This window comes from Deinococcus aquiradiocola (assembly GCF_014646915.1).
GTDB lineage: Bacteria > Deinococcota > Deinococci > Deinococcales > Deinococcaceae > Deinococcus > Deinococcus aquiradiocola.
In genome coordinates this window covers 142752-167777 of sequence record NZ_BMOE01000007.1, presented here as the reverse complement: position 1 = coordinate 167777, position 25026 = coordinate 142752, and the positions used below count along the sequence as shown (strand labels likewise).

At 68.1% G+C, this 25026-nt stretch carries 18 protein-coding genes and 2 CRISPR repeat arrays; of the genes, 10 read left to right on the top strand and 8 right to left on the bottom strand.

Annotated elements, in window-relative coordinates; genetic code table 11:
* Positions 1-256 precede the first annotated feature (256 nt).
* Positions 257-1876 carry an ISL3 family transposase gene (locus tag IEY33_RS11790; RefSeq protein ID WP_188963478.1) on the top strand — a complete coding sequence of 540 codons (1620 nt, stop codon included), beginning with the start codon at positions 257-259 and terminating at the stop codon, positions 1874-1876.
* A 213-nt stretch (positions 1877-2089) separates the two neighbouring features.
* Complete coding sequence (locus IEY33_RS11785) at positions 2090-2482, top strand: hypothetical protein (protein WP_188963477.1); 393 nt, start codon at positions 2090-2092, stop codon at positions 2480-2482.
* Positions 2483-3145: 663 nt separating this feature from the next.
* On the opposite strand, the gene IEY33_RS11780 is transcribed toward IEY33_RS11785, so the two are convergent.
* The 7 genes from IEY33_RS11780 to IEY33_RS11750 all read right to left on the bottom strand — a co-directional run bounded on the left by IEY33_RS11780 (position 3146) and on the right by IEY33_RS11750 (position 11819).
* Complete coding sequence (locus tag IEY33_RS11780) at positions 3146-4195, bottom strand: LacI family DNA-binding transcriptional regulator (RefSeq protein ID WP_188963476.1); 1050 nt, start codon at positions 4193-4195, stop codon at positions 3146-3148.
* Between the two features lie 56 nt (positions 4196-4251).
* Positions 4252-5865, bottom strand: coding sequence for an FAD-dependent oxidoreductase (locus IEY33_RS11775; RefSeq protein ID WP_188963475.1), 1614 nt, complete (start codon positions 5863-5865; stop codon positions 4252-4254).
* Between the two features lie 3 nt (positions 5866-5868).
* A complete protein-coding gene (locus IEY33_RS11770; RefSeq protein WP_229670963.1) occupies positions 5869-6735 on the bottom strand; it encodes a carbohydrate ABC transporter permease in 867 nt (288 codons plus the stop codon).
* Between the two features lie 4 nt (positions 6736-6739).
* Positions 6740-7573 (bottom strand): carbohydrate ABC transporter permease, encoded by an 834-nt coding sequence (locus IEY33_RS11765; protein WP_229670962.1) that lies wholly within the window; start codon positions 7571-7573, stop codon positions 6740-6742.
* A 79-nt stretch (positions 7574-7652) separates the two neighbouring features.
* Positions 7653-8885: an ABC transporter substrate-binding protein gene (locus IEY33_RS11760; protein ID WP_188963473.1), complete on the bottom strand. Its 1233-nt coding sequence runs from the start codon at positions 8883-8885 to the stop codon at positions 7653-7655.
* Positions 8886-9656: 771 nt separating this feature from the next.
* A CRISPR array of direct repeats spans positions 9657-10372; the repeat unit is 34 nt; unit sequence GTTTCAGTCCCTTAGCAGGGAGATGGCCTGTGAC.
* A gap of 170 nt (positions 10373-10542) precedes the next feature.
* Positions 10543-11259 carry a hypothetical protein gene (locus IEY33_RS11755; RefSeq protein WP_188963472.1) on the bottom strand — a complete coding sequence of 239 codons (717 nt, stop codon included), beginning with the start codon at positions 11257-11259 and terminating at the stop codon, positions 10543-10545.
* Positions 11256-11819, bottom strand: coding sequence for a hypothetical protein (locus IEY33_RS11750; RefSeq protein WP_188963471.1), 564 nt, complete (start codon positions 11817-11819; stop codon positions 11256-11258). Before IEY33_RS11750 ends, IEY33_RS11755 begins: the two co-directional genes overlap by 4 nt.
* 101 nt (positions 11820-11920) lie before the next feature.
* Here IEY33_RS11750 and IEY33_RS11745 point away from each other — a divergent pair, with 101 nt between their 5' ends.
* From IEY33_RS11745 to IEY33_RS11725, 5 genes are all read left to right on the top strand, one after another.
* On the top strand, positions 11921-13606 hold the full coding sequence (locus IEY33_RS11745) for a reverse transcriptase domain-containing protein (RefSeq protein WP_188963470.1): 1686 nt from the start codon (positions 11921-11923) through the stop codon (positions 13604-13606).
* An 11-nt stretch (positions 13607-13617) separates the two neighbouring features.
* Positions 13618-14586 (top strand): CRISPR-associated endonuclease Cas1, encoded by a 969-nt coding sequence (gene cas1, locus IEY33_RS11740; RefSeq protein WP_188963469.1) that lies wholly within the window; start codon positions 13618-13620, stop codon positions 14584-14586.
* 325 nt (positions 14587-14911) lie between these two features.
* Positions 14912-16110: a CRISPR direct-repeat array (repeat unit 34 nt; unit sequence GTCACAGGCCATCTCCCTGCTAAGGGACTGAAAC).
* A gap of 132 nt (positions 16111-16242) precedes the next feature.
* Positions 16243-17631, top strand: a complete 1389-nt coding sequence (csx2, locus tag IEY33_RS11735; RefSeq protein WP_188963468.1) for a TIGR02221 family CRISPR-associated protein — start codon at positions 16243-16245, stop codon at positions 17629-17631.
* A 339-nt stretch (positions 17632-17970) separates the two neighbouring features.
* Positions 17971-19149: a hypothetical protein gene (locus IEY33_RS11730; RefSeq protein WP_188963467.1), complete on the top strand. Its 1179-nt coding sequence runs from the start codon at positions 17971-17973 to the stop codon at positions 19147-19149.
* 133 nt (positions 19150-19282) lie between these two features.
* Positions 19283-20362: a hypothetical protein gene (locus IEY33_RS11725; RefSeq protein ID WP_188963466.1), complete on the top strand. Its 1080-nt coding sequence runs from the start codon at positions 19283-19285 to the stop codon at positions 20360-20362.
* 185 nt (positions 20363-20547) lie between these two features.
* On the opposite strand, the gene IEY33_RS11720 is transcribed toward IEY33_RS11725, so the two are convergent.
* Positions 20548-21921, bottom strand: coding sequence for a tetratricopeptide repeat protein (locus IEY33_RS11720; protein ID WP_188963465.1), 1374 nt, complete (start codon positions 21919-21921; stop codon positions 20548-20550).
* Between the two features lie 454 nt (positions 21922-22375).
* On the opposite strand from IEY33_RS11720, the gene IEY33_RS11715 reads away from it, so the two are divergent.
* From IEY33_RS11715 to cas2, 3 genes are all read left to right on the top strand, one after another.
* Positions 22376-23431 carry a hypothetical protein gene (locus tag IEY33_RS11715; protein WP_188963464.1) on the top strand — a complete coding sequence of 352 codons (1056 nt, stop codon included), beginning with the start codon at positions 22376-22378 and terminating at the stop codon, positions 23429-23431.
* A gap of 118 nt (positions 23432-23549) precedes the next feature.
* Positions 23550-24527 carry a vWA domain-containing protein gene (locus IEY33_RS11710; RefSeq protein ID WP_188963463.1) on the top strand — a complete coding sequence of 326 codons (978 nt, stop codon included), beginning with the start codon at positions 23550-23552 and terminating at the stop codon, positions 24525-24527.
* 182 nt (positions 24528-24709) lie between these two features.
* Complete coding sequence (gene cas2 / locus IEY33_RS11705) at positions 24710-24979, top strand: CRISPR-associated endonuclease Cas2 (protein WP_188963462.1); 270 nt, start codon at positions 24710-24712, stop codon at positions 24977-24979.
* Positions 24980-25026: the final 47 nt, after the last annotated feature.

Here is a 25026-nt window from a genome sequence, read left to right as displayed (position 1 = left end):
GACGTACATGGTGGGTTTCAAGTCCTGAAGTTGCACCTTGCATCCACGGGTCGTCAGCTCGTGAACGGGTGTCCCATTCACGAGTTTTCTGTTGCGCCGGACGCCGATCACGATGTCGATTTCTCTCTCCAGGACGGCTTCGATGAACTCTTTGCTTTCAAAACCTCCGCCCCTTGTCAACGCCAACTTAGATTTGGTTCTGGTGCATTCTCGGTGATTGGATCAGGTCGCCCCTGCCATCAGCGGATACTGAAGAATGGCCCTCGACCCGGAACAGGTGTTCGGCATTTGCGGACTGAAGCTTGACGCGGCGGTTTTCGATGAGGCGCGGCAGTGCTGGGTCATCGAGCTTCGTAGTGTGGCCGCCGATCCGACCTGCCCAAGGTGTGGTCAGCCTGCGGCCCGTCGACACAGCGCGTATTGGCGCACCCTGGCAGACGTCCCGTGTGCTGGGCACCAGACGCTGTGGCGTCTGGTGGTGCGGCGCCAGTTCTGTCAGAACGTGGCGTGCCCACAGCGCATTTTCGCTGAACGGTTCGGGGCGCTCACCCTGCCGTTCGCACGCACCACCACACGGTTGACCGATGTCTTTCGGTCGCTGGCCCTCAGCGCGGGTGGACGGGGTGGCGCGCGCCTGGCCTCGACCCTGGCGATGCCGGTCGATCGCAAGAAACTCCTGCGGATCGTCCGGCAGACACCTCCTCCAGCCGCGACCTCCGTTCGGGTACTGGGGATCGATGACTGGGCGTACCGCAAGGGACTGACGTACGGCACGATCCTGGTCGATCTGGAAGCGCAACAGATCGTGGATCTGTTGCCGGACCGGAGTGCCGAGTCGGTCGCCGAGTGGCTGCGTCAGCATCCCGGCGTGCAGATCATCACGAGGGACCGGGCGAGCGTGTACGCCGATGGGGCCAGACAGGGAGCGCCCAATGCGGTTCAGGTCGCGGATCGGTGGCACCTGCTGAAAAACCTGAAGGACGCGGTGCAGGCAACCCTTCTTCCCTGGCAAGCCGAATTGCGGCAACACCTGGGCGGCGCGGCCGCGCCGCCCGCCGACATCGAAGCCGGGACACCGCCGCATACCATCGCCGATGCACCTGAGCAGATAGCGCCGTGCCTGCCGATCCCGGTACACACGCAGCTTCAGTTCGACCGGATCCAAGAGCTGCGGCAGGCAGGCTCGACCCTCCACGCGATCGCCGCTGACGTGGGACGGTCGCGTAACACTGTCAGGAAATATGTGGCGCTGGACACCTGCCCAGCGCCGCAACGCCGCACCCGGCCCAGCCGGCTGGAGCCGTTCAAGGCTTACTTGTTGGAGCGTTTCGGGGACGGGTGTGAGAACGCCAGGATGCTCTGGGAGGAAGTGCAGCTGCAGGGCTACGCTGGCGGTGCCACGATGGTGAGATCATTTCTGGCCCCGCTGCGGGGCCAGAAGACGCCACAGGATGACCGCCTGCCCCCGAAACCCCCTTTACCGTCCATCAGGACGCTCTCGTGTCTGCTGATCAAGGTGCCGGAACTCAGGAATGTGGAAGAGCAGCGCTGGGTCGAGCGACTGACCGCCCTGCGGTCAGAGGCACACACGGTGGTCACGCTGACGCAACAGTTCGCGGCGATGGTTCGTCGGGGAGAAGCACAGGTCCTGGGGACGTGGCTGCAAGCAGCCACAGCGAGTGGCATCGCGGCGTTGAAGAGCTTTGCGAAAGGCGTCTGGAATGACCTTGCTGCTGTTCGAGAGGGTATCGTTCAGTCCTGGTCGAACGGACCGGTCGAGGGCCACGTCAACAAGCTGAAGACGGTCAAGCGCCAGATGTATGGGCGCGCAAAGCTGGACCTGCTTCGTGCGCGGCTGCTGGCAGGGGCAACCTGATCCGATCACCGAGAATGCACCAGAACCATTTTTACATTGGCGACGACACCCCTCTTGCAGACGGGGACGGCGTTTGCCCTGAAGCATGACGGACGGAATGGTGCGGAGCAGTTTGAGGGCCAGTGTGGCGGGTGAGGACGTTCCCTTCCCACGCCAGATCTGAAAGGCCCAGGGGAGCTTCAGGTCTCCACAGCAGATGTACAGGACGACCAGATGAACGCCGTTCACGGCGTTCAGGACGTGCATCCAGTCGGAGAGTCCAGGGAACTTTCCTGCTTTTTCGAGACTGGTGAGGTCGACCAGGAATTCGACCCGAGGACGCTGGTGTGGAGCATGTTTCCAGGTGTCGTTGAAGAGCTGGAGTGCGGCCTGGCGCATGAAGCGGCAGAGTGTTCGGAGATTCCAGTTGGCGTGGTTGAGGAAGCGACTGAGCGCGGAGGGGGACTTGACGGTTGCGCGAGCGGGGAGGGGGCAGCCGGAACCATCGAGGAGGAGGTCCAGGAAGACCTGGAAGGAGTCGCGGTGTTGTTTGCGCGAGAAGCAGGTGAGGATGTCAGAATAGAGCCGTCTGGCACGTGCATTCTTTGGGTTCACACCTCATTCTGAGGCCAAAATGCCGTGCCAGACGTTCTTTTCTCAAACTGCAAGATGTCAGTCAACGCACTTCTGATGTGGAGAAGCAAAGAAGCTTGTATACAAGAGATAGAGGGCACAAAATGCAAGAAGTCCGAGGAAAGCTGGCAGACACCCGTTACCTTGCGCAGTTGAATTCTGAGCCGTCATGAACACGATCATAGAGGGGAACAAACTCACTTGTAGCCTCAATTGCCGTGTCCCGGTCTGGGCTAAAGATTTGACCAGGAGAGGGGGGTGTTTTTATGTACCTATTGATACCGGCATAGATTGAGGTCGTTCCACCTGCCAGCGACCACACATATGACAACTCTCAAAACGCTTAGAGCACAGAAGGTCACTTTCATGATTTCAATTCCTGCTGACTTGAACTTCTGCCGGTATCAATAAGTTCCCACCCCGGCGGGGGCAAGATTGCCGGTGCACATGGTTTTTCAGCGGGAGCCCAACAGAGAAGCCCGCGTCAAGTGGAGCGCTGTGCCTTCACGTCGCTCCTTCCAGGCGACCGACCGCTCTGGTCACTCACATGTCGTGTCCCTGATTCGAAGGACCGTTGAGGTTGAGCGAGCCGTACGGACGTACCTCACGCAGGCCCCTACTCACACCGGTCCGGCCGTCCGTTCAGCGGCTCCAGCGTCACCTGACATCCCCGGAGGGCGCCGGGCCAAGGGTGTCACCCGGCACCCAGCGGCACGCCAAGCGCAGGGTTTCGTCTGGGCCACCCACCAGTCGGCTTGCCAGCACGCGAACCGCTTCCCGGCCCATCTCCCGCCGTGGCAGTTCCAGGGCCGCCCATGGACGCGGTCGAGGAGCGGCGCTGATCGGGTCGCCGAGCACCGCGAACGAGTGGTCGCCCGGCGCGTCGACACCGACCTCACGGCAGGCCGCAAGCCACGCGACGGCCAGTTCGTCATTCTCGATGAGCAGGCCGGTGACGCCCGCGTCCAGGTGACGCCGGACCTCGGCGGACGTGATTGACTCCGGGTTCACCCGTTCCACCTGCGGTTCCCGCCCGGCCAAGCGCTGCGCCTGCCGGAATCCGGCCTCTCGGTCGCTGGCCGACTCGTGGTTCCGGGTGCCGCCCAGGTACAGCAGCTTCCGGTGCCCGTGATCACGGAAGACGCCGACGGCGTCCTCAGTCGCCTGGGCGTAGTCTGCGGCGACCCAGGACAGGGTGTGCCCAGGCAGGTCACGGCGGCCGAGGAACACCACCGGGTGACCCTCGCCGATCAGCCGGGTGATCTCCTCCCGGCGGCGCGGTTCCCCAAGTTCACCGAGGATCAGGGTGCCGTCCGCCAGGGACAGACGGCTCGAGCGCTCCTGGTAGACGCGCCTTCCGGATCCGGTCGAGCGGGTATGGAGCAGCAGGTCGTAGTTCAGGTCGGCAGCACCCTCTTCGATTCCTTCGAGGATGGGGTAGAAGAAGTTCCGGGTGTCGGTCGGGAAGACCGGCTCGTAGGTGAAGACTCCCATGATGTGGGTCTGTCCGCCGACGAGTGACCGCGCAGCGATGTTGGGCACGTAGCCCATCTCCTGCATGGCCTGCATGACCCGTTCGCGCGTTTCGGGCGTGACACGGATGGCGCCGGTGCGGTTGTTGAGGACCTGCGACACGACGCCCTGAGAGACGCCCGCCCGCTCGGCGACCTCCTTCTGGGTGGGACGTTTTCTCAAGGTGGGAATCACGGAACTCCTGGTGAGGCGCTCAGAGGAACGCGCCCCTGCTGTGAGGATACCGGGCTTCAGAAGCCGGGTGACGGCTGAACCCGCAGCGCCTCCGGCCACTGCAACTGGAAGCCGAGCCGGTCTGTCAGCAGGCGCTGGAAGTCCCGGGTGAGGTCCGCTGAGGCCCGGACCTGTCGAGGCACGTGTTTTTCGTTCATGCAGAAGGCTGCGAGCGCTCCGGCTGCCTCTCCGATGTTCCACTCCACCGGATGAAGACGGTAACAGCCGTTGGTGATGTGCGTGACGCCCAACGATTTGCCGGACGGGAGCAGGTTCTCGGCCCGGACCGGGATCAGCGCGCCGAGCGGAATCTGAAAGGGCCAGCTCGCCACGTCGACGTAATTCCGCCCGCGGGTACTGGGGTGCAGGTCAATCCGGTACTGTCCGACACCGACGCTGTCGGGAAAGACTTCCGCGCCGACGAGGTGGCCGCGGGCCTCCACCCCGACGTGCTGTTCGAGGACCGTGAATTCCGCCTGGATGCGCCGGGCCTCACGGATGTAGGCACTTTTCGCCAGCCCGTGTCCTTCAGCTGTGCCGGTGACATCGCCGCGCAACCGGAGTCCAGGGTACCCGCCCGTCCGGCCGTCGTGACGCGGCGCTTCGGTCTGCATCCAGTACAGCAGGCTCAGGCTCAGGTCCCGTGCACCCTGCAGGTGCCGTTCGCGTTCCTGGGCGGAGACCCCGAGGATGGGTCCGGGCAGGTAGTCGATCTGTGGCCAGTTGACGACCGTGATGTCCTGACGTGCCGCGGCGTCGGTGAACTGCCGCCGGGCCACGATCCGCCGGTAGTGCCACAGGTCGCCGCCGTGCGGGGTCTCGACAGGGTTGGAGAACAGGTCACGGGTAACCGGCTGCAGAGTGATGGGGTGCGGGTACGTCCAGCTCAACTGCGGGGTCGGCCAGCACGCTGGCCGGTAGGTCCGCCAGCCGTCGTACCCAGCAGGTTTCGGGATGGTGTAGTCCGCGCCCTCGGTGTGGTCCATGGCAAAGCACCAGCTGATGGCCTGCTGGTTGAGCGGGTCAGCCACAGCGAGGGCATGCGGTTCACCGGTCTGGTTCTGGCTTTCGGCCCCGATGACATGCTCGATGCCGGCGAGTTCCAGCAGTTCGCCCGTCTCGGTGGCGTCGAGCACGTAAGCGCCGCTCAGGTCCAGCCGGGTGCCGGTCGGCTGGTGTTCGGCCTGCACGCTGGTGACCCGGTCCCCGTCGGTCGTGGCCGACACCGGACGGGTATTCAGCATCAGGCGCAGCTGGCCGCTGCTGAGGTATGGCGCCAGCATGCCCTCGAGCACCGCCACGGCCACGCGGGGCTCGTGACACAGGCGGCTGACGTTTCCCGCACCCGGGTTGAGGTGAGGGTCGATGTGCGCTTCCGGCGTGAGTGGGTAGTGCTGACGGTAGTAACGCCGAATCCCTTCGCGGAGGGCGCGGTAACTGGCGGTGCAGCCACTCTCCTCAATCCAGAGGCTCTCGTCGGGCGGAACTGCCTGGGCGGTGAGCTGACCGCCAATCCAGTCTGTTTCCTCGGTGAGGAGCACGCTCCGGCCGAGACGCAGCCCGGACAGGGAGGCAGCGACTCCGCCGAGACCGGCACCGATGATGAGGAGATCTGCATGGAACTCGGTCAAGGTTTATCCTTTGGTCCCGCTGGCGGCGAGGCTCTCGATGAACTGCTTCTGGGCGAGGAGGAAGGCGGCGAGCACCGGCAGAGCGACGAGCACACCGGCCGTCAGGGTGAGGTTCCAGTACACGCCGCCGAGCGGATCGGTGAAGCGCTGCAGGGCCAGCGGCAGGGTCATCAGCCGCTCGTCGTTCAGGTAGATCAGCGGGTTGAAGTAGTCGTTCCAGGAATTGAGAAGCGCGAAGATCGCGACGGTGGCGAGCGCCGGTCGTGACAGGGGCAGGAGCAGGTGCCAGAACACGCCCCAGTACCCCAGGCCATCCACCCGTCCGGCCTCGTCGAGCTCCCTGGGCAGCGTGATGAAGTGCTGACGCATCAGGAACACCGCCAGCGCGCCGGTGGCGCTGAAGACCTGCAGTACCACGATTGGAATGTGGGTGTTCGTCAGTCCGAGCGTCTTGAAGATCAGAAATTGCGGGACGGCTGTCATTTCGCTCGGGACCATCATGGCCGTGAGCGTCAGCAGGAAGGCCGCGTCACGGCCCGGGAAGCGCAGACGGGCGAAGCCGTAGCCGGCCAGGGCCGACAGGAGCAGGGTGACCGGCACGGTGATCAGCAGAATGGACAAGCTGTTGAGGTACTGCCGGGCGAACGGGTAGTTCGAGAAGACGTCCGCGAAGTTCTGCAGGCGCAGGTCCCCGGCTGTCAGCTGAAAAGGATTGCCGAAGATGGCGGCGGACGACTTGAGACTCGAGAGGAGCATCCATACGATCGGCAACAGGAACGGCAGGCTGATCAGGGCGAGCATCAGGTACAGCAGCAGCGTCCAGGGCCGCTGCGGTGGTCGGACGGCCGAGTCCGGTGCAGGCAGGTTCAACGGCTCACTCCTCATAGAACACCAGGCGACGGCGCAGGTTCCACTGCAGGACCGTGGTGACGAGGATGAGCACGAAGAGCACCGCCGCGATCACCGAGGCGTAACCGAAGTCGAAGAAGCCGAACCCCTGCTTGTACATATAGACCAGCAACGTGGTGGTGGCGTTCGACGGTCCGCCGCCGGTCAGCACCCAGATGGGCGTGAAGACCTTCAGGGCACCGATCAGGGTGATCACGAACACCAGGAAGAAGGTCGGCGAGATGAGTGGCAGGATGACCCGGGTGTAGGTCTGCCAGCGGTTCGCGCCGTCCAGCCGACTGGCTTCGAGCACTTCCCTGGGCAGGCCCTGCAGGGCGCTCAGGAAGATCACAGCGTTCAGGCCGACGGATTTGAGCACCTCGATCACGATCACGGTACCCAGCGCCGTGCCGGGCGCGAACAGCAGGTTGGCGTCCGGCATCCCGGACCCCTGGAGAGCGGTGTTGATGGGCCCCTGAGGCTGCAGCAGGAACTTCCAGACAAGTGCCCAGGCCACGACCGGCATCACGACCGGCGAGAACACCACGGTCCGGAAGGCCCCGATGCCCGGCAGCCGCAGGTTCATCAGGTTCGCCAGGACCAGGGCGGCCGTGATGTTGAGCAGGAGGATCCCGAGCGTGAAGAATCCAGTGACAGCCAAGCTGCTGAGGAAATCGCGGTCGCTGGCCAGTTTGAGGTAATTCGCTGCGCCCACGTACTTCGGGGTGTCGAGCAGGGACCAGTTCGTCAGTGAGATCGCGAGGACCGCGATCAGCGGCCCGAGCACGAACACCAGCATGCCCAGCGCGTAGGGCAGCACGAACCCCCATCCGGCCAGAGCCTCCTGCCGACGCTGGGTGGCAGGTGTCCGGGGGGGACGGATCGTGCGCGCCGTCACGTCAGAATCCGTCGATCTGCTTGCAGAGATCGTCCAGGACCGCGGGGATGTTGGCGTTCGCCTGGAAGACCCGGTCGAGGCCACTCGTGATGGCGTCGTTCGCCCGGAGCCAGTCGGTACCGGTCACCAGCACCCGGGCGCTCGGCAGCTGGGCGACCACCGCAGTCTTCAGGGTGCTCGCTGGAATGGCCGGGTTGCTGCTGAGATACGCGGCGCTCTTCAGGATGCTCAGCCGGGGCGGCGGAAAGAATCTGGCAGTCCTGGCCATGGTCTGCGCCGAGGCGAGGAATTTCAGGAACTTCACGGCCTCGGCCTGATTGCGGCTCTTCGAGAACACCACGTACCCCGCCTGGCCGAGCTGGGTGACCCGGCCTGCCGTGCCCTTGGGAAGAGGCGACACGCCCCACCTGAATTTCGCGTCCTTGAGTTGCGCGCTGTAGCTGAGGTTATCGAAGTACATTCCGATCCGGCCGCTCTCGAACGCCGTCTGATCGCCGGGCCGCGGCATGCTGGCGTCCTTGAACATCATGTTGCTCGCCAGCTGGAAGGCACTCACAGTCCCGGGGGCATCGAGCTGGCACTTCATGGCCTTGTCGTAGACGCCACCGCCCTGTGACCACGCCACGGCGAGGAGCCCGCCGGCCCAAGCCTTCGGATCGAGGCGCATCACCCGCGCGCCGAAGGCCCCAGTCTTGTCCTTAATGGCCTTGCTCGCCTGCTGGAAGTGCGCGTAGTCCCAGGTGGCCTGACTGTACTGCAGCAGGGGATCCTTGACGCCGGCCGCCTGAAACAGGTCCTTGTTGTAGAAGAGCACCAGCGGCGAGTTGCTGAACGGCACGCCGTACACGGCGCTGCCACGCTTCCAGAGGGACAGGGTACTCAGGGGAAAATCTGCCAGATTAAAGGCTTTGTCCCTGCTGAGCTCCGCCGAGAGGTCCAGCACGGCCTTGCTGCCCAGGAAGGTGGGGACGTCACGCTCGGCAAGCCACCCGACATCAGGCGCGTCTCCGGACGCCACCTGAATCGCGAGTTTCCGGCCGTAGTCGGCAAAGGGGGTGACCTCGACAGTCACCTGCACCCCAGGGTTCTGGGCACTGTATTCCTTCGACAACTGCTGCAGCAGGGCCAGGCCATCGCCACCAGCCCAGGTGCTGAAACGAAGGTTGACCTGCTGTGCGCCGGCCATTCCGGCGAGAAGAGCGGTCAGGCAGACGAACGTTCCGGGCAGTTTCATGGGACCCCCTATTGATATTGCGTATTTTGTAATGCGTATTATCAAACTGCCGCCCTCGCGAGTCAAGGCCTGCTCTCTGCGACCTTCCAGCGACGACCAATCCCACCTATGTCCTGATGATGGAATCGGGCAAGCGGGCGACTCTCAAGTCGCCCGCTTGCCCGATTCCCGCGCCACAGGCCTCCATGAGCTATGGACCGCAGTTGAAAGTTGCCGCGCCGCCGCGTTCAGCCTCTGTTGTTCCAGCAAAGTCAAAAGCGCCAGAGAAGACCAGTCACGAACCCGAGGGACCGCAGCGCCTCCGGGCCTTCTCCGGCTACGTTGCCAGCGGGTCCAGGGCGAACTGGTCTGAATGAGCCGCATCGACGCTCAGTAGAGGCTTGCGGAAACCGTTCAGGTCATCTATCACGATCCACTGCATTCAGATCGGCTGGCGACAGCACTTGGCGTCCAGGAGAGTCATCTCACGGTGATGAACTGGATTCTTGATGTGGAGCTGAGCGAAACGAGCATCAATGAGTACAGTTTGATGGCCTGTGACTGCTGGGATCCGTTCCGCCGTTCTCGCCCATGGGTTTCAGTCCCTTAGCAGGGAGATGGCCTGTGACGTGTTCCGCACACCCGGAAAATTGATGTTCGTCCTGCGTTTCAGTCCCTTAGCAGGGAGATGGCCTGTGACCTGCCGAGCGCGGCGGTCTGAGTCTTGGGTACGGTGCTTAGCAGGGAGATGGCCTGTGACTCGCAGCGGCCGCTGCGCAACGTCGGCTGACCCGTTTCAGTCCCTTAGCAGGGGGATGGCCTGTGACAGCGAGACGCTCGGACAGCTGGCCGCCGCCCTCAGTTTCAGTCCCTTAGCAGGGAGATGGCCTGTGACCCCCGTCGTGGACAACGAGGGTTGCCCGCATTACGGGTTTCAGTCCCTTAGCAGGGAGATGGCCTGTGACCACCCAGTTCGGTGCGCTGGTGGGTTTGCCGGACGTTTCAGTCCCTTAGCAGGGAGATGGCCTGTGACCCGTTCATCGCCCCGACCGAGCCGCACGTCCGGTTTCAGTCCCTTAGCAGGGAGATGGCCTGTGACACCGCCCACGCCGAGGCGCAGGCATGAAGGGGCGCGTTTCAGTCCCTTAGCAGGGAGATGGCCTGTGACCAGACTTCCGGGCTCGCCTGAAGTTCCACAGGGAAGTTTCAGTCCCTTAGCAGGGAGATGGCCTGTGACCGTGGTTGGCCGCGCGGTCGTCACGGGGGACCTGTTTCAGTCCCTTAGCAGGGAGATGGCCTGTGACTTCCTAGTGCGTTGCTCTCCTCCTTGATTGACCGTGTTTCAGTCCCTTAGCAGGGAGATGGCCTGTGACTCCGGCAAGGACCGCCTATTGATCTTGGGGGACAGTTTCAGTCCCTTAGCAGGGAGATGGCCTGTGACCCGTTCGTCTCGACCTCCAGTTCCAGGCGCACCGTTTCAGTCCCTTAGCAGGGAGATGGCCTGTGACGGACCCGCTGGAAACTGTCATGCTGCACGCTCTTCCTGACTCCCTCTCATCACACTGCATACCCAGTATGCACCGATGTCGCGGTTCAGGACCTCGAACACCCTCACTCTACCCTGTTTTTCCCGCGCTGGGACGGCATGCACGATGATCGCCCACCCCACGCCTCCCGCTCACCTGCCCTGCACGCCCTCCAGGTCAGCCCGCAGGCCTCGTTTTGCACCCGGTGCAGGAATCGTATGCACGTCGTCGTGCATCACCCGTGGTCCCGGACGAACTCCTTCCAGCCGCAACCGCACCACACGCCCCAGGTCGCACGACGGAATGGTGGGTGTCGGCCAGAGCTGTGCCGGGACGCCGAGGAAGGCGAGCCAAAGCAGGGCCGCCGCAATGGCACGCCGTTCCTGCAGGCTGGGCACGGCCGGGGTGCGGAACGGGAAGTGACGGTACAGCACGGCGAAGTACAGACTGGCGGCAAGGCCGGCGCTCCACAGCACGAAGCAGGCGGGCAGGGCGCGCGGGTCGTGCAGGCACGCGGCGACCGGGAGGAGCAGCACGCCGCTCTGGGACACGAACTGCAGTGCGGGCCTGACCGGCGAGGGCGGGAGGGTGATGCAGGCCGTCGCGTGACTGAGCGTCCAGACGCCAGCGGCGATCAGGAGGACGGCGGCCGTCAGGAGTGCGGTGCTGAGACCGTGGGCGACCAGGAACGTGCCGATCGGTCCGGCGGGATGCCGGGTGTGCCACGCGAGGTACGCGGGCGTGAGCCAGCAGGTGACGCCCGCACCGGCGGCCCAGGTGGCGGCGGCGGCCCGTGGTCGGTCCGTCAGGAGGAGGGCCGCCCCGAGGCTCAGGAGGGTCGCACAGGCGAGCAGGACGGGCAGCATCACAGGACCTCCAGCAGGGCGGTGAGGGTGTCGGGCGGGCCGCTCACCTGCCACGCCTGGCCCTGCCGGGTGGGTGGGGCGGGCGGGCCGGGCGTCCAGAGGACCGGGGTGGTGCCGGCCTGCAGGCCCGTGAGGGCGGCGGGGTGCGTGGCGATCACGAATCGGCGACGGTCGTCGCGGGTCACGTGCAGGGCCGGGCCGCGCGGTTCGGTGGTCCACCCGTGCGGCAGGGCCAGGGTCGGCCACGGGGAGGCGGGCATGCTGGCCTCGGGTGGGCGCGGCGTGGGTGACGGGACCGGGACGGGATTCACAGGCGGGTCGGCGGGACGGGACGCGGCAGGTGCGGCCCCTGCGGGCGGGGGCGTGTGCTGCGCGGGGCGTGAGGCCCGGCCTGCCACGGCCTGCCGACCCGCGAGGAAGGCCGTGTGCAGGGCGGCGACGCCCGCGCCCATCCCGCACGTGACGGCCAGGGGCCAGCTGAACGGGCCGGGCGTGCCGAGGGCCGTGAAGGCCAGCGACACGAGGCCGAACGCGAGGGCCGCAGGGACGGTCGGACGGGTCACGGGTCCGGGATGCTGGGGGTCACTCATGCCCGGTAGGTGAGCGGCCCGTCCAGAACGAACCGGCCGCCGGTTCGTTTTCGGGTGGTGGGCCGCCTACCGGTATGACGAACGTGCCTCCCGACCGTCCACCCGTGGCCCTCCTGACCCTGGACCGGGCCGTGACGCTGCACCACCTTCGGGTGGCGTGGCAGGCGACCGCGGCCCGGGCTCCCAGGCCGGGGCCGGACGGGGAGACGGTGCAGTTGTGGTCCATCGACGCCGAGACGCGGCTGCAGCGCCTGCTGCTGGACGTGCACTCGGGCCGGTACCGCCCGCGGGCCGCGTGGCGCGTGTGGGTGCCGCGCGAGCACGGCCCGCCGCGGGGGGTGGTGGCCCTGTCCGTCGCGGACCGGGTGGTGGAAGGTGCGGTCCTGTCGGGCCTGCGCGGCACGCTGGAAGCGCAGCTCCCCCCGACCGCGTACGCGTACCGGCCGGGTCACGGGGCCCTCCAGGCCGTGCAGGCGATCCTGCAGTCCGGGCAGCGGCAACCGTGGGCTGTGCGTGGAGACGTGGAGCAGTGCTTCGACTCGATCCCGCATGACGGGCTCCTCACGGCGATGTCGGCCGTGCTGGACGCGCCGCTCCTCACCCTCCTGCGCGCCCTGCTGTCCCGCCCGGTCGTCGAGCGGGGCCTGACGGTCAGGACCGAGCGGGGCGTCCCACAGGGCAGCCTGCTCGCCCCGCTCCTCGCGAACTGGTACCTGCGGCCCTTCGATGCGGCAGTCACGGTCGCTGGCGGCACGCTCGTCCGGTACGCGGACGACTTCGTGATCGCGAGCGGCACCCCCGCCGAGGCGGGGCAGCTGGCAGGCGTGGCCGCGCAGGCGCTCGCGCAGCTTGACCTGCGCCTGAACGCCGGCAAGACCCGGATCGTTTCGGTGCAGGAGGGGTACGAGTTCCTGGGGTTCCAGTTCCGTGCGGGAGACGTCCGGATCGCGCCGCGTCGCCTCGACGACTTCCGTGCGCAGGTGCAGGGCACGCTCGGGGTGGACGTCGCGGTCCCGGTGGACGACGCGCGCCTGCGTGCCGTGAACGACCTCATCCGGGGCTGGCAGGCGTACTTCCGGCTCGGCAGCGTCCACGAGGACCACCGGGCGCTCGACACGTGGCTCGCGGAGACGTACCCGCACCTGCGCTCCCGCCTCGCCCGTTTCAGCCCCGGCGTGGTCGGCCGCTCCGTGACGCCCGCACCCGGGCAGTACACGGTCCGGCCCGCCGCGTCCCGCTCTGCCGCACGGCCTGCCCCCACGCCCCTGCCGGCCCTGACGCGTGCGGCCCTGCAGGAACTCGCGCACGTCACGTCGGCCCTCGCGCACCCGGCGTACCGGGCGGCCGCGCAGGTCGCTGCGCGCGAACAGGCCGGGGCAGTGAACGCCGGTTCCACCCTGATCGCCGTGCAGGCCGCGCACCGCACCGTGTGGGGCCCGCACGCGCCCGGCGTCCGGCAGGCCGCGCTGCAACTGCTCGTGCAGGAAGCGCAGGACGCGCTGGCAGGCGCGGGCCTGAGCCGCCCCGTCAGCGTGGCGCTCGCGCCTGCCCTGGCGGACCTGCTCGCACCAAGGACCCTGGACGCGCACCTGGGCGACCTGACATCCTCCGGGTGGCCCGTTCCGCTCGCCTTCACACGCCGACTCGACGCCTCGCTCGGCGGTCCGCTCACCGCGCGCGTCCTGCTGCACCGGGAAGCGTTCACGCTCGCCCGCGCGTCCCTGGAAGGCCGGACGTACGTTCCCTGGCGCAGGCCGTGAAGACCGTCCTCATGCAACGCCAGGGTACGGTGCTCGGCGTGCTGGGCGGCACGCTCCGCCTGACGCTGCACGGCGAGGAACTCGCACGCTTCCCGGCCGACCTGGTTGAGGAAGTCCTGCTGTTCGGCGGGGTGAGCGTCACCACGCCCGCGCTGCGCGATCTGCTGTCCCGCGGGGCCGCCCTGCACTACCTCACGATGGGCGGCCGCCACCTCGGGAGCCTGCACGCCGGACTGGAGGGGCACGCGGGCCTCCTGCGCGCGCAGGTGAACGCCGAACGTCCGGACCTGCAGTGGCCGCAGGCGCGCGCCGTGCTGCACGCCAAACTGCACAACACCCGCGCCGTCCTGAGGCGCTGGCAGACCCGGCAGCCGCACCCCGCCCTGGCCCACGCCGTCCAGGCGCACACCGACACCCTGAGCGCCCTGGACACCCCGGACCCGCTGGCCCCGCCCACCCTGCTGGGCCTGGAAGGCACGGCGGCCGCCACGTACTTCGCGGCGCTCGCCGCCACCCTCCCCGCAGCGTGGGGCTTCCACGGCCGGGCCCGCCGCCCCCCGCCCGACCCGGTCAATGCCCTGCTGTCCTTCGGGTACAGCGTCCTGCACGCCGCTGTCCTCAGCGACATTCAACGCGTGGGCCTGCATCCGGGCTTCGCGGTCCTGCACGCCCCGCACGGCCGCAGGCCCGTGTTGGCCCTCGACCTGATGGAACCGCACCGTGCGGCCCTCGTGGACCGGACGGTCCTCGCCTGCATCAACCGCCACCTGCTGAACACCAGCCACTTCGAGGCGTCCAGCGAAGGCGTCCGCCTGAACGCCGACGGACGCCGGCGCTTCCTGACCGAACTGAATGCCCGCCTGAGCGCCCCCGTCGGCCGGACCGGCCCCACGTACCGCGACCTGCTGACCCGCAACGTGCGCCGGTACGCCGAAGCCGTCCGTGCCGGACGCGTGTACACGCCGGACCTGCTGCGGTGACGGGATCGTCGTGCGACCCGGGGCGTGTGGTGCGGTTGCGGCTGGAAGGAGTTCGTCCGGGACCACGGGTGGTGCACGACGACGTGCATACGATTCCTGCACCGGGTGCAAAACGAGGCCTGCGGGCTGACCTGGAGGGCGTGCAGGGCAGGTGAGCGGGAGGCGTGGGGTGGGCGATCATCGTGCATGCCGTCCCAGCGCGGGAAAAACAGGGTAGAGTGAGGGTGTTCGAGGTCCTGAGCCGCGACATCGGTGCATACTGGGTATGCAATGTGATGAGAGGGGGTCAGGACGAGCGTGCAGCATGACAGTTTCCAGAGGGTCCGTCACAGGCCATCTCCCTGCTAAGGGACTGAAACAGACCGGACCGTGCGGTCGTCCACCAGCGCGGCGGTCACAGGCCATCTCCCTGCTAAGGGACTGAAACCGGATGAGGTTGCCGCTGAGCATCCGGTTCCGGGCGTCACAGGCCATCTCCCTGCTAAGGGACTGAAACTCGAGGTGCGCGCCAGTCGCACGCTGTAACTGGGTCACAGGCCATCTCCCTGCTAAGGGACTGAAACCCGAGGATCAGGCCCTGCACGGTCAGGGCGAGCGTCGTCACAGGCCATCTCCCTACTAAGGGACTGAAACCGCTGGATCTCCCAGTACAGCTCTCGCTGTCCGGGTCACAGGCCATCTCCCTGCTAAGGGACTGAAACCGAGCGAGACGGTGTACCGCTGCGCGTCGACTTGTCACAGGCCATCTCCCTGCTAAGGGACTGAAACGGGCGGTGGAAGTTTGTTCGATCATCTGGAGGATGTCACAGGCCATCTCCCTGCTAAGGGACTGAAACACGACCTGGAGGCGCACGGCCTCCAGCTGGTCGAAGTCACAGGCCATCTCCCTGCTAAGGGACTGAAACTCAAAGGTGTACCTGTCAGGCTGTCCCATGAGGTCACAGGCCATCTCCCTGCTAAGGGACTGAAACCACTCGAGTGCGAGGAAGGTATCGAGTGACTCGGTCACAGGCCATCTCCCTGCTAAGGGACTGAAACGTTTGGGGTTTGCCATCTCCACGCGCTTACGGCGCACGTGAGCGAGTCACAGGCCATCTCCCTGCTAAGGGACTGAAACATCTGCGCGTTCACCCGCCGAAGGGCCTCCAGTGTCACAGGCCATCTCCCTGCTAAGGGACTGAAACGGTTACTTCTGCTCTTCGTGGAAGTTGTACAGCAGTCACAGGCCATCTCCCTGCTAAGGGACTGAAACATAGGGTTGTCTCTCCTGTGCCGCAGCGGGTGCGGGGGTCACAGGCCATCTCCCTGCTAAGGGACTGAAACTTCGGGTTCTGATCGTTGTAATGACGCTGATTCGTCACAGGCCATCTCCCTGCTAAGGAACTGAAACAAAGTGTCTGGAGGCGTCGTATTCTTTTACGGCGTCACAGGCCATCTCCCTGCTAAGGGACTGAAACTTCCTGAAGCTGGGCGAGCATGTGGGTGAGCTGGTCACAGGCCATCCCCCTGCTAAGGGACTGAAACGATCGGCAGGTCGCTGCCGTGGGTGTCGAGTGGTCACAGGTCATCTCCCTGTGGCCGGGTCCTGGTGAGGCCTTCCCCGCCCGTGATGGTGCAGGTGTGGCGCGCGGAGGGCGTCTGCCGGGACAGAATGCGGTGCTGACCGTTCGTGGTGCGGCGGGTGTTCACCTACAGGTGGACCGCAGGCGGGTCCAAGGAGGGAGTGCGTTGATTCTTTCGTTTCTGGGTGCCGGGAGTTATTTGAGTACGTCGTACCGTTGGGGGGATCATCCTGCGGTCACGACGCCGTTGTTCGTGGCGGCGGTGTCGGCATGGTTCCCTGAGGAGGAGGTCGTGGTGCTGTGTTCCCCGAAGGCGCGTGAGCGCAATGCGGGAGTGCTGCGGGAGGCGTTGCCGAACGCGAGGCTGGTGGAGATCCCGAACGGGGAGACGGACGAGGAGAACTGGGACCTGTTTCAGATCATCAGTGAGACGGTGCCGGAGGGGGAGCGCGTCGTGTTCGACGTGACGCACGGGTTCCGTTCGATGCCGCTGGTGGGCGTGCTGACGCTGGCGTACCTGCGGGCGGCGCGGGCGGTGCAGGTGCGGCACGTGCTGTACGGTGCGTTTCTGGCGGATCGGTCGGCGGGGGAGGCGACGCCGGCGTTCGATCTGACGCCGTTCGTGCGGCTGCTCGACTGGGCGGAGGCGGCGGGGCGGTTCGGGGAGACGGGGGACGCGCGGAAGCTCACGCAGTTGATGATGGACGTGCGTTCGCCGTTGAACGCGGCGGCGCGGCACATGAAGCTGCTGTCGGAGGCGTTGTCGTACAACCGGCACGTGGACATCGGTGGGGCGGCGACGGACGTGCTGGAGGCGTTGCGGGAGGTGCAGCGGCAGGAGGTGCGGCCGCATCAGCGTCCGTTCCGGCTGGTGGTGGAGCAGGTAGAGCGGACGGTGGCGCCGTTGGCGGTGGAGCGTTCGGCGGGCGGGCTGGAGGTGCTGCAGGGCCTGTACCGCCGGGTGATGTGGTACGCGGAGCGGGACCATTACGTGCAGGCGGTGTCGCTGGCGCGGGAGTGGATGCTGCAGGCGTTCATCTGGTTCAGTACGGGCGACATCGATCTGGGTGTCGGGACGCAGGAGAGCGCGTCGCGGTTCCTGTCGTCGCTGGAGCGGGCGGAGCGTGAGCCGAGGGCGGCGGGGGATGAGGTGCCGGTGGCGTTCGTCCGGCCGCCGGAGGGGTTTCTGGAGGTGTGGGCGGGGATTTCCAGGGACCGGGATGTCGCCTCGCATCACGGGGTGAGTGCGGAGGAGGTCCGGTCCGGTCCGGCGGCGTTCACGGTGCCGCCCGTGGAGTTTCTGGGGTTGTGGAAGACGCTGTCGGAGCACCGGAATGACCTGGCGCATCATGGGGTGAGGGTCAGCAGCAGTCGGACGGCGCGGGTGCGGGACGAGAGTCGGCGGTCGGCGTTGCTGACGCCGGGGTCGTCGCGGATCCGGCAGCTCGGTGAGGTGGCGGCGTTGCTGGGCATCGAGGTCTGATCCGAGTCCGGTGGGGTGCCAGTGCTGCCCCCGGCATCCCCGGCATTCCCTTCCGGGCGGATCGGGGGCCATGACGGGCAGAGGGCTGCGGGGGCGGTCGTTTGCCTGCTTTCGTGGCCCTGGGCCGGACGTGTCGGTGCTGGCGGCCGGGCGGCGGCTTCGCGTTCCGCTCGGCTGGCCTCGCGGGGTTCGGGTGGAGACCGTGGGAGAACGGCGCGGCTGGTGGACTCGCTTCCTGTGCCGATGTCGCGGGTGGCGTGTCTACCCTGAGCGGTGCTGGTCCCACGTCCCAGGAGTCGCCACGCGGCTCTCCGCTCCCTGCATCCCCGGAGGAACTTCATGCGCCTGTCCGTCCCCCTGCTCACCGCCGCCCTGCTCGCCGCCGCCGATCTCGCCCACGCGCAGAGCACGCGTACCTGGGGCGCCCTGAACGTCACCCTGGAGACGTGCTTCCGGGCGTCGAGCGGCACGGACTCCGGCTGCAACGTGGTGCTCACCAACACCGGCACCGTGCCGCTGCGGGTGAACCTGACGTCCGAGCGTGACACCGTGACGCTGCCGGACACCAGCGTGGTAAACGCCAAGAGCGTGATCTTCGGCGGGTACGAGGACCGGTACGGTGTCACGCAGGTGATCCCGGTGGGCGTCAGCGTGCGCGGTCAGCTGAACTACAACGTCACCAAGGGCGTCAGGACCATCAGCACCCTGCAGGTCGGGGACGCCGTCTTCAGGGACGTGCCGCTCGCGCAGGACCTGCCGGACGAGCCGCCCGTCAACGCGCCCGGCCAGCCGCTCCTGCAGGCGGACGGCACGCAGCTCAGCACGGCGCTCCTCGACTGCGTGCGCGGGAACGCGGACGTCACCTGCGCCTTCGCCGTCACCAACAAGACCGACGAGAACCTCAGGGTGCAGAGTGCCTCCAGTGACGGGACGTCGTTCGTCACGCGCCGCGGCCTGGTCTTCGGGGCGTCCGGCGTGACGCTCGGCGGCACACAGGGACGGTACGGCGTCAGCAGCACGGTCCCGGCACACCGTACGGTCCTGAGCGAGGTGACCTTCAACCTGCCGGCCGCCGACACCTTCATTCCGTACCTGCAGCTGAACAACACGGTGTTCCGGAACCTGCCGGTGACGCAGACGTCCGGCACCCGTCAGCTCAACGCGCCCGGCGACCTCGTCGACCGGTACCGGGTCCGCGACTACGCCGGCAAGGTCGAGAAGTGCAGCGTCGTGGACGGGGGCCTGCGCTGCGACGTGACGCTCACCAACCGCACCGATGCCGGGTACAACCTGAACTTCGATGGTGACGGCGCGCAGTACCTCGCGCCGGACGGGCGCTGGTACGGGGCGCGCAGCCTCACGGCGGGCGGTCAGAACAGCCCGTACAGCGTGAAGGTCCCGCTGCCCGCGCAGCAGAGCGGAGCGATCAGCGTCCTCTTCGCCGCTCCGGCGGGCCTGAGCCGTGTGCCGTTCATGTTCTTCGGCGGTCTGGAGTTCGAGAACATCCCGGTGCGGTGATCGGCCCGGCGGCAGTTGCCGCTCACCACGGGCGGGCGGAATGGAAGAATGCGGGGAGCGTGATCCTGTCTTCTGCCCGTTCCGTCCGTCTTCCCGTTCCGCGGCGCGTCCCGTTCCCTCTCCCGGTGGCCGGGTGACGCCGCTCGTTCCTCCGCTCGGCCGCTGGATGCCGGAAGGCAGTGACCTGCACCCGCCCGCCGGGTGGTCCTGGAAGGTGCCGCCGGAGGCGTGGATGGTGCGGCTCACGTCGCGCGGGGCGGTGGCGGACCGGGCCGCGATCCTGCATGATCTCGGCTGGGCGGCCCTGGAGGGCGGGGAGGTGACGGAGGGGGCGCGACTCTTCGAGGAGGGGCTGGCGCTGTGTCGCCGTCAGCGGGCGGCGCGTGCCCAGCTGCCGCGGCTGCTGACGGGCCTGAGTGCGGCGGACCGGGTGCGCGGCCTGTACACGTCGGCGGCCGAGCGTGCGCGGGCCGCCCACGAGTGCAGTGAGGACGCCTGGGCGGAATTTCATGCGGCGCTGTCTCTGGCGACCGCGTGGAGGCTGGCGGGGGACGCGATCGTCGCCACCCGGCATCATTACGTCGCGCTTCGGCTGGCCGGGCCGCTCGGGCATGAGGCGGACGTGGCGGCGCTGCTCGACCTGGTCACGCCCGGCAGTGGCCGACCGGACGATCACCTGCTGCGTCCGGAGGTGCTGCACCGGCTGGCGCTGATCGACGCGGAGGGGCTCCTGCGGAACGGTGTGACGCCCGTGTGGCCCGCGGGCGTCACGCCGTTCGCCGTGCTCGACGAGACCCGGAGGTTGCCGCGCGTCCGGGAGGCGTTGCGGCTGCGGCTGCCGGACGTGCCGGACCTGACGATCCGGGTGATCGTCCGCGGTCGTCCGGGGCTGGACGTGGCGGGCCGGTTCGTTCCGCTTCACGGGGACGCGCGGAGCCTGGCGCTGCTCGCGTACCTGGTGGAGTGCGGTCCGTCCCCATGGCCTGTGGTGGCCGACGCGGTGCTCGACGAGGGGGACAGGTCCGAGGTGTACGCGCAGGTGAAGTACCACCTCTCGCGCGTGCGTGGCCTGCTCGGTGAACCGCGGGCCGTGACCCTGCGGCGCGGCCGGCTGGCCCTGTCGCCGCACTGGACCTGGACGAGCGACGTGCGGGAGGCCGGGCCGCCCGTCCGTCTGGATGCGCCGCTCGACTGGCTGGACGCTCTCGCGTGAGGGCCGCGCCCGGTTCGCACGGGTGTGAGCGGAGCTCCTGGCGTGCAGCCGGGCGGAACGCGAAGCTGCCGGCCTGCGAGCACCGGAACGTACGGTATTGAGGCGACGACAGCGGGTCGGGGTTCCCGTGCGGCGCTGTGCCGGTCATGGGCAGGAGTGCCGGGACCTGCACCGATCTCCGCTCCTCAGTCGGTGTGGAACCGGGCGGTCCAGGGGCCGTAGAGTTCGGCCAGGACCCGGCCCGGTCCGGTGGTGGCCACGTCGCTCGTGACGGTCCAGGCCGGGTGGAGGAGGTACGTCCTGCCGGAGCGCTGCACGATCTCGTCGCTGCCGGTCCAGTACGCGAGGTCCTTGAGGGCGGCCCGGACGCGGTTCTTGCCGCGGTTCAGTTCGTCGTCGCCGAGGTCGATCAGGGCGCGGGCGAGGGTCTCGGGGGTGGCTGGTCCCTCGAGGTGCAGGTACAGCAGCACCCCGACCGGCAGGACCTCTTCGGCCGGCAGGCGGTGACCGTCGAGGCTGAGGGCGGCGGCGCCGCGCACGGTGAGGTGGAGGTGCGGGTCGAGGGGGGGGGTGGCGGTGGGCAGGTCGAGGCCGTGCGACCGGCCGAAGGTGTAGAGGTCCTTCAGGGCGGGCGCCTCGTCGAGCAGCACGTACGGTTCCTGGACGTCGAGGGCGGCCCGCAGCGTGACGAGCGCCTCGGCGGGTCCGCCCGTGTCGAGCGCGTGCTGCGCGAGGTACAGTCGGCCGCGCCAGGCGTCGTACGGCGCGGCCGAAGGGATGAGGTCCCGCAGTGTCCGGGGGTCGTGGGGTGTGCCCGCGTGTCGGGCCCGCTGGAGGGCGATGAGCTGGTCGTGCAGTGTTTCGGTGAGGGTGGCCTGTCCTTCCCCGGCGTGCCGGACGGCCCGGGCCTGTGTGAGGGCGGCGGTCTCCAGGTCGCCGTGCAGCCGCTGGGTGGAGGCCAGCGTGTGCAGCGCGAACACTTCGGCGCGGCCCGGCTCGGCTTCGCGGACGGCCTGGGCGGCCCGCTGCAGTGCCAGGGTCCAGTTTCCGGTCAGCCGGGCGTGCAGGGCGAGTCCACAGCGGACGAAGGTGAGCCACCAGCGGGCGTCGGCGTCCCGGGAACGGCGGATCAGGGTGAGGGCTTCCTCGAGGTACTGCAGGGCGTGCTGGGGGTGGCCGCGTCTCAGGTGGGTCCAGCCGAGGTTGTACAGCGCCTGGGCCCGCGCTTCCGGGTGGGTGAGGAGGGCGAGCGCCTGGTGGTAGCAGGTGTAGCCTTCCTCGTAGCGTTGTTCGCGCATGTACATCACGGCCCAGTCGGCGAACACCGAGCCGCGCGCGTTGCCTTCGCAGTGGGTGAGGGCGTCCGACATCTCGCGGTGCGCTTCCTCGTACCGGTACAGGTTGTGGAGGGCGTACCCGCGCTGGCGGTGGTGGTGACGGGGCTGCCGGACGGTGGCCGCGTCCAGCAGGTCGAGGGCCTGCTGGAACGCACCGGCCTGGGTGAGGGCGTAGACGTCGAGGTAGAGGGGCAGCACCGGGTCGCTGGATGAACGGGTCATGAACGCTCCCAGCATGCCTGACGGGCCGCCGCCGGGGAAGGGGCGGCCCGCCGGGAGCCGGGGGTTCAGGGTCCGGCCGTGACGGGGATGGAGGTGGGTTTGACGCCGCCCTCGTCGCGGGCCGAGGCGGTGGCGGTGAGGAGCAGGGTGACGAGGGTGATCAGCAGGGCGTGGCGCATGGCGGCCTCCGGGCAGGGTGGGCTGCCTGAATCCCGGGACGGAGCGTTCCGTCCTACCTGTAGGCGGGAACCGGTTGGAAACGAACGTCCGGCCCGGGGTCGGGGCGGCGGCGTGCCGTGCTGGTGGGCGGTGTGGAGGGGTCGCGGCCCGCGTTTCGCGGCCGGGGCGGGCCTGTTCACCGGACTCAGCGCGACTGGACTCGCTTTTGACGCCATTGTCGCGGGACGTGGACCTAGCCTGAACGGGACATGAGACACCGCTTCACGGCCGCGTCATGACCCGCCCCGCGCCCACCCTCGCCCGCCCCCTCACCGCACCCGGCCCGTCGTCTCCCCTCCCGGAGGTCCGCGTGGAGATCACCGTGACCGCCCCCACCCGAACCGACGCGATCCACCAGGCGGTCCGCCTCGGTGTCGATGCCCTGCTGGCCCTCACCGTCAAGCCCGGCACCCCACTGGCCCGGCAGGTGCGCCGGACCGTGCCCGACGACCTCGCCCGCGTGGTCCGGATCGTCCGGGAGGACATGTCCGGAGACGGCGTCACCCTGACCGCCGTCGTGGCCCTCCCGCACGGCGTGGCCGAACGGGCCCTGATCACGGCCCGGCCCGACCTCGCGCGGACCCGGGTGGCGGTGCTCGTGCCGGAATGCGTCCAGCACCGCAGCCTGCCGGACCCGGTCGCCGAGGCGGAACTCCGCCGCGCGCTGGGCAACGCCGGCCTGACCGTGACGGACGAGGCGCCGGCACTGCAGCTCAGCGCACGGGCCCTGCTGCGGGACCGGCCCCTCGACCCCGCCCACCTCCGCACGGTGCAGCGCGCCCTGAACGCAGACATCCTCGTGACCGGCGAGGCCAGCACCGGTGAGCACCGCGCCGTGACAGGCGGCACCCACACCTGCGTCGCCCACCTCACCGTGCACGTCATCGACCTGTCCAGGCTCCGGATGCTGCTCCGGCGCAACTTCCGGGCCAGCGGCCTCGGCGTGACCGAAGCGGCCGCCGGGCGGACCGCCCTCGTCAACGTCGGGCGCACGGCCGGTGAGACCCTGCCCGGCGCCGTGCTGCTCGCCCTGCAGAGCGAACCCCGCCCGGCCCACACGTACCGCCTGCACATCCCGTTCCCCGTCACGGTCACGGCGGCCGACACGCTGGTGCAGCGCCTGTCCGCACACCCGGACGTCCGGCACACCCTGGTCCGCGCCCGGGACGCGGCGGGCCTCACCGTCGACCTGACCTGCGGCGGGACGGCCACCGAACTCGCCACCGTGCTCGAGACGTGCGGCCTGACCGTCACCGGCCTGAACGGCCGGGACCTGACCGCGCGCCTCTGACCTCCCTCCCACGGAGTCCACCGTGCCTCACCCGCTCTTCGGCGGCCGTTCACCGCCCGTCCGCGGCACCGCCGTCCCACGCCCACAGGTTCATTCCTTTCCTGACCCAGGAGTTCCCATGACCGACCGTTTCCGTACCGCCCTCGTCTTCCTGAGCCTCCCGCTGCTGCTTGCCGCCTGCAATGACAAGGTCGTGCCGGATCCCCCTGCGGCCGCGAGCGCCACCCTGAACGGGGTGCGCGTGATCGACGCCAGCACCTATCAGCTGGGCGTCAGCGCGCTCGACGGCACCCAGGGGATCGTCCGGACCGGCACCCTCACCCTGCCGCGCGTGACGGACCTCAGTGCCGGCGCGGCCACCGCACAGGTGTGCGGACAGATCCAGTCGCAGGACGTCCTCACCACCGCCATCACCCTCGACAGCACCGGCAGCATGGCCGACACCGACCCCGGCAACCTCCGCCAGCAGGCCGCCCAGACCTTCGTGGACCGCATGACCCCGAAGGACCGTGCGGCCGTCCTGTCCTTCGACGACGGGACCGCCGCGAGCGCCGGCCTGCAGGTCGCGCACCAGTGGCAGGACTTCACCAGCGACAAGGCGCTGCTGAGCGCGGCGGTCGAGCGCGCCACCTTCGCCGGCTCCGGGACGCCGCTGTACGACGCCATCGGTGACGCGGGCACCCTGCTCTCGGCCAGCGGAGGAAGCAACAGGAGCGTCCTCGTGCTGACCGACGGGGACGACAATTCCAGCACGTCCCTGACCTCGCCCTCGGCGGTGATCGCGGCCGCCGCGAAGACCGGCGTACGGGTGTACGCCGTGGGGCTCGACAGCACCGACACGCTGAACTTCACGGCGCTCGAACAGATCGCCAGCCGCACCGGCGGGCTCTTCCAGAAGGCCAGCGACGCCGCGCAGCTGAAAGACTACTTCGACCACATGTACAACGCCATCAATGCCCAGGGATGCCTGCAGCTCACCTTCACGTCGCGCCCGCCGGTCGGGACGGACGTGACCGGCCACGTCACCTTCACCGTCTCGGCCCCCGGCAGAAGCGACGTGCAGCTGACCCTGCCGTTCACCGTCACGGTCCGCTGAGCGGCCGTCACCGGTCCGCGGCGGCACCTCAAGTGCAGCCCACGTGCGGAATTCCGTCCGCCAGAATAGGAGTCCATGAGAACAGGCGTCATGCCGGAGGCACTGTGAACGGAGCGAGCGGGTGAAGCGGGAGCGGATGAACCGCGCGTGGTCCGGCCACGTCCGGACCCTGGGGGCGGCGCGTGCTGACGCTGTACGTGGTGTCGTATGACTCGCCGTGCCCGCGTCGGCGGCGGCAGCTTGCCGCGCTGCTCTCCCGGCGCGGCCGGCGGGTGCAGCGCAGCGTGTTCGAGCTGCTGCTGGACGCCGCCGCGCTGGCCCGCTGCCTGCGGGCGGTGGAGCGCTTGATCGCCCCGGAGGACAGCGTGCTCGTGTACGCGGCGACAGGCTCGCGCCACGCGCTGGGCGGAGCGCCGGAGGTGCTGAGGCGTTCCGCCGTGACCGTGATCTGACGTTCCTTCCGCCTCACCACCGTTCATGTGCTGTTGCCGATGCTCTC

Excerpts from the sequence above, each read along its gene's own strand:
- IEY33_RS11790 (WP_188963478.1), top strand. The coding sequence starts at position 257 with ATGGCCCTCGACCCGGAACAGGTGTTCGGCATTTGCGGACTGAAGCTT.
- IEY33_RS11785 (WP_188963477.1), top strand. The coding sequence starts at position 2,090 with ATGAACGCCGTTCACGGCGTTCAGGACGTGCATCCAGTCGGAGAGTCC.
- IEY33_RS11760 (WP_188963473.1), bottom strand. The coding sequence starts at position 8,885 with ATGAAACTGCCCGGAACGTTCGTCTGCCTGACCGCTCTTCTCGCCGGA.
- IEY33_RS11745 (WP_188963470.1), top strand. The coding sequence starts at position 11,921 with ATGACGAACGTGCCTCCCGACCGTCCACCCGTGGCCCTCCTGACCCTG.
- cas1 (WP_188963469.1), top strand. The coding sequence starts at position 13,618 with ATGCAACGCCAGGGTACGGTGCTCGGCGTGCTGGGCGGCACGCTCCGC.
- IEY33_RS11730 (WP_188963467.1), top strand. The coding sequence starts at position 17,971 with ATGCGCCTGTCCGTCCCCCTGCTCACCGCCGCCCTGCTCGCCGCCGCC.
- IEY33_RS11720 (WP_188963465.1), bottom strand. The coding sequence starts at position 21,921 with ATGACCCGTTCATCCAGCGACCCGGTGCTGCCCCTCTACCTCGACGTC.
- IEY33_RS11715 (WP_188963464.1), top strand. The coding sequence starts at position 22,376 with ATGACCCGCCCCGCGCCCACCCTCGCCCGCCCCCTCACCGCACCCGGC.
- IEY33_RS11710 (WP_188963463.1), top strand. The coding sequence starts at position 23,550 with ATGACCGACCGTTTCCGTACCGCCCTCGTCTTCCTGAGCCTCCCGCTG.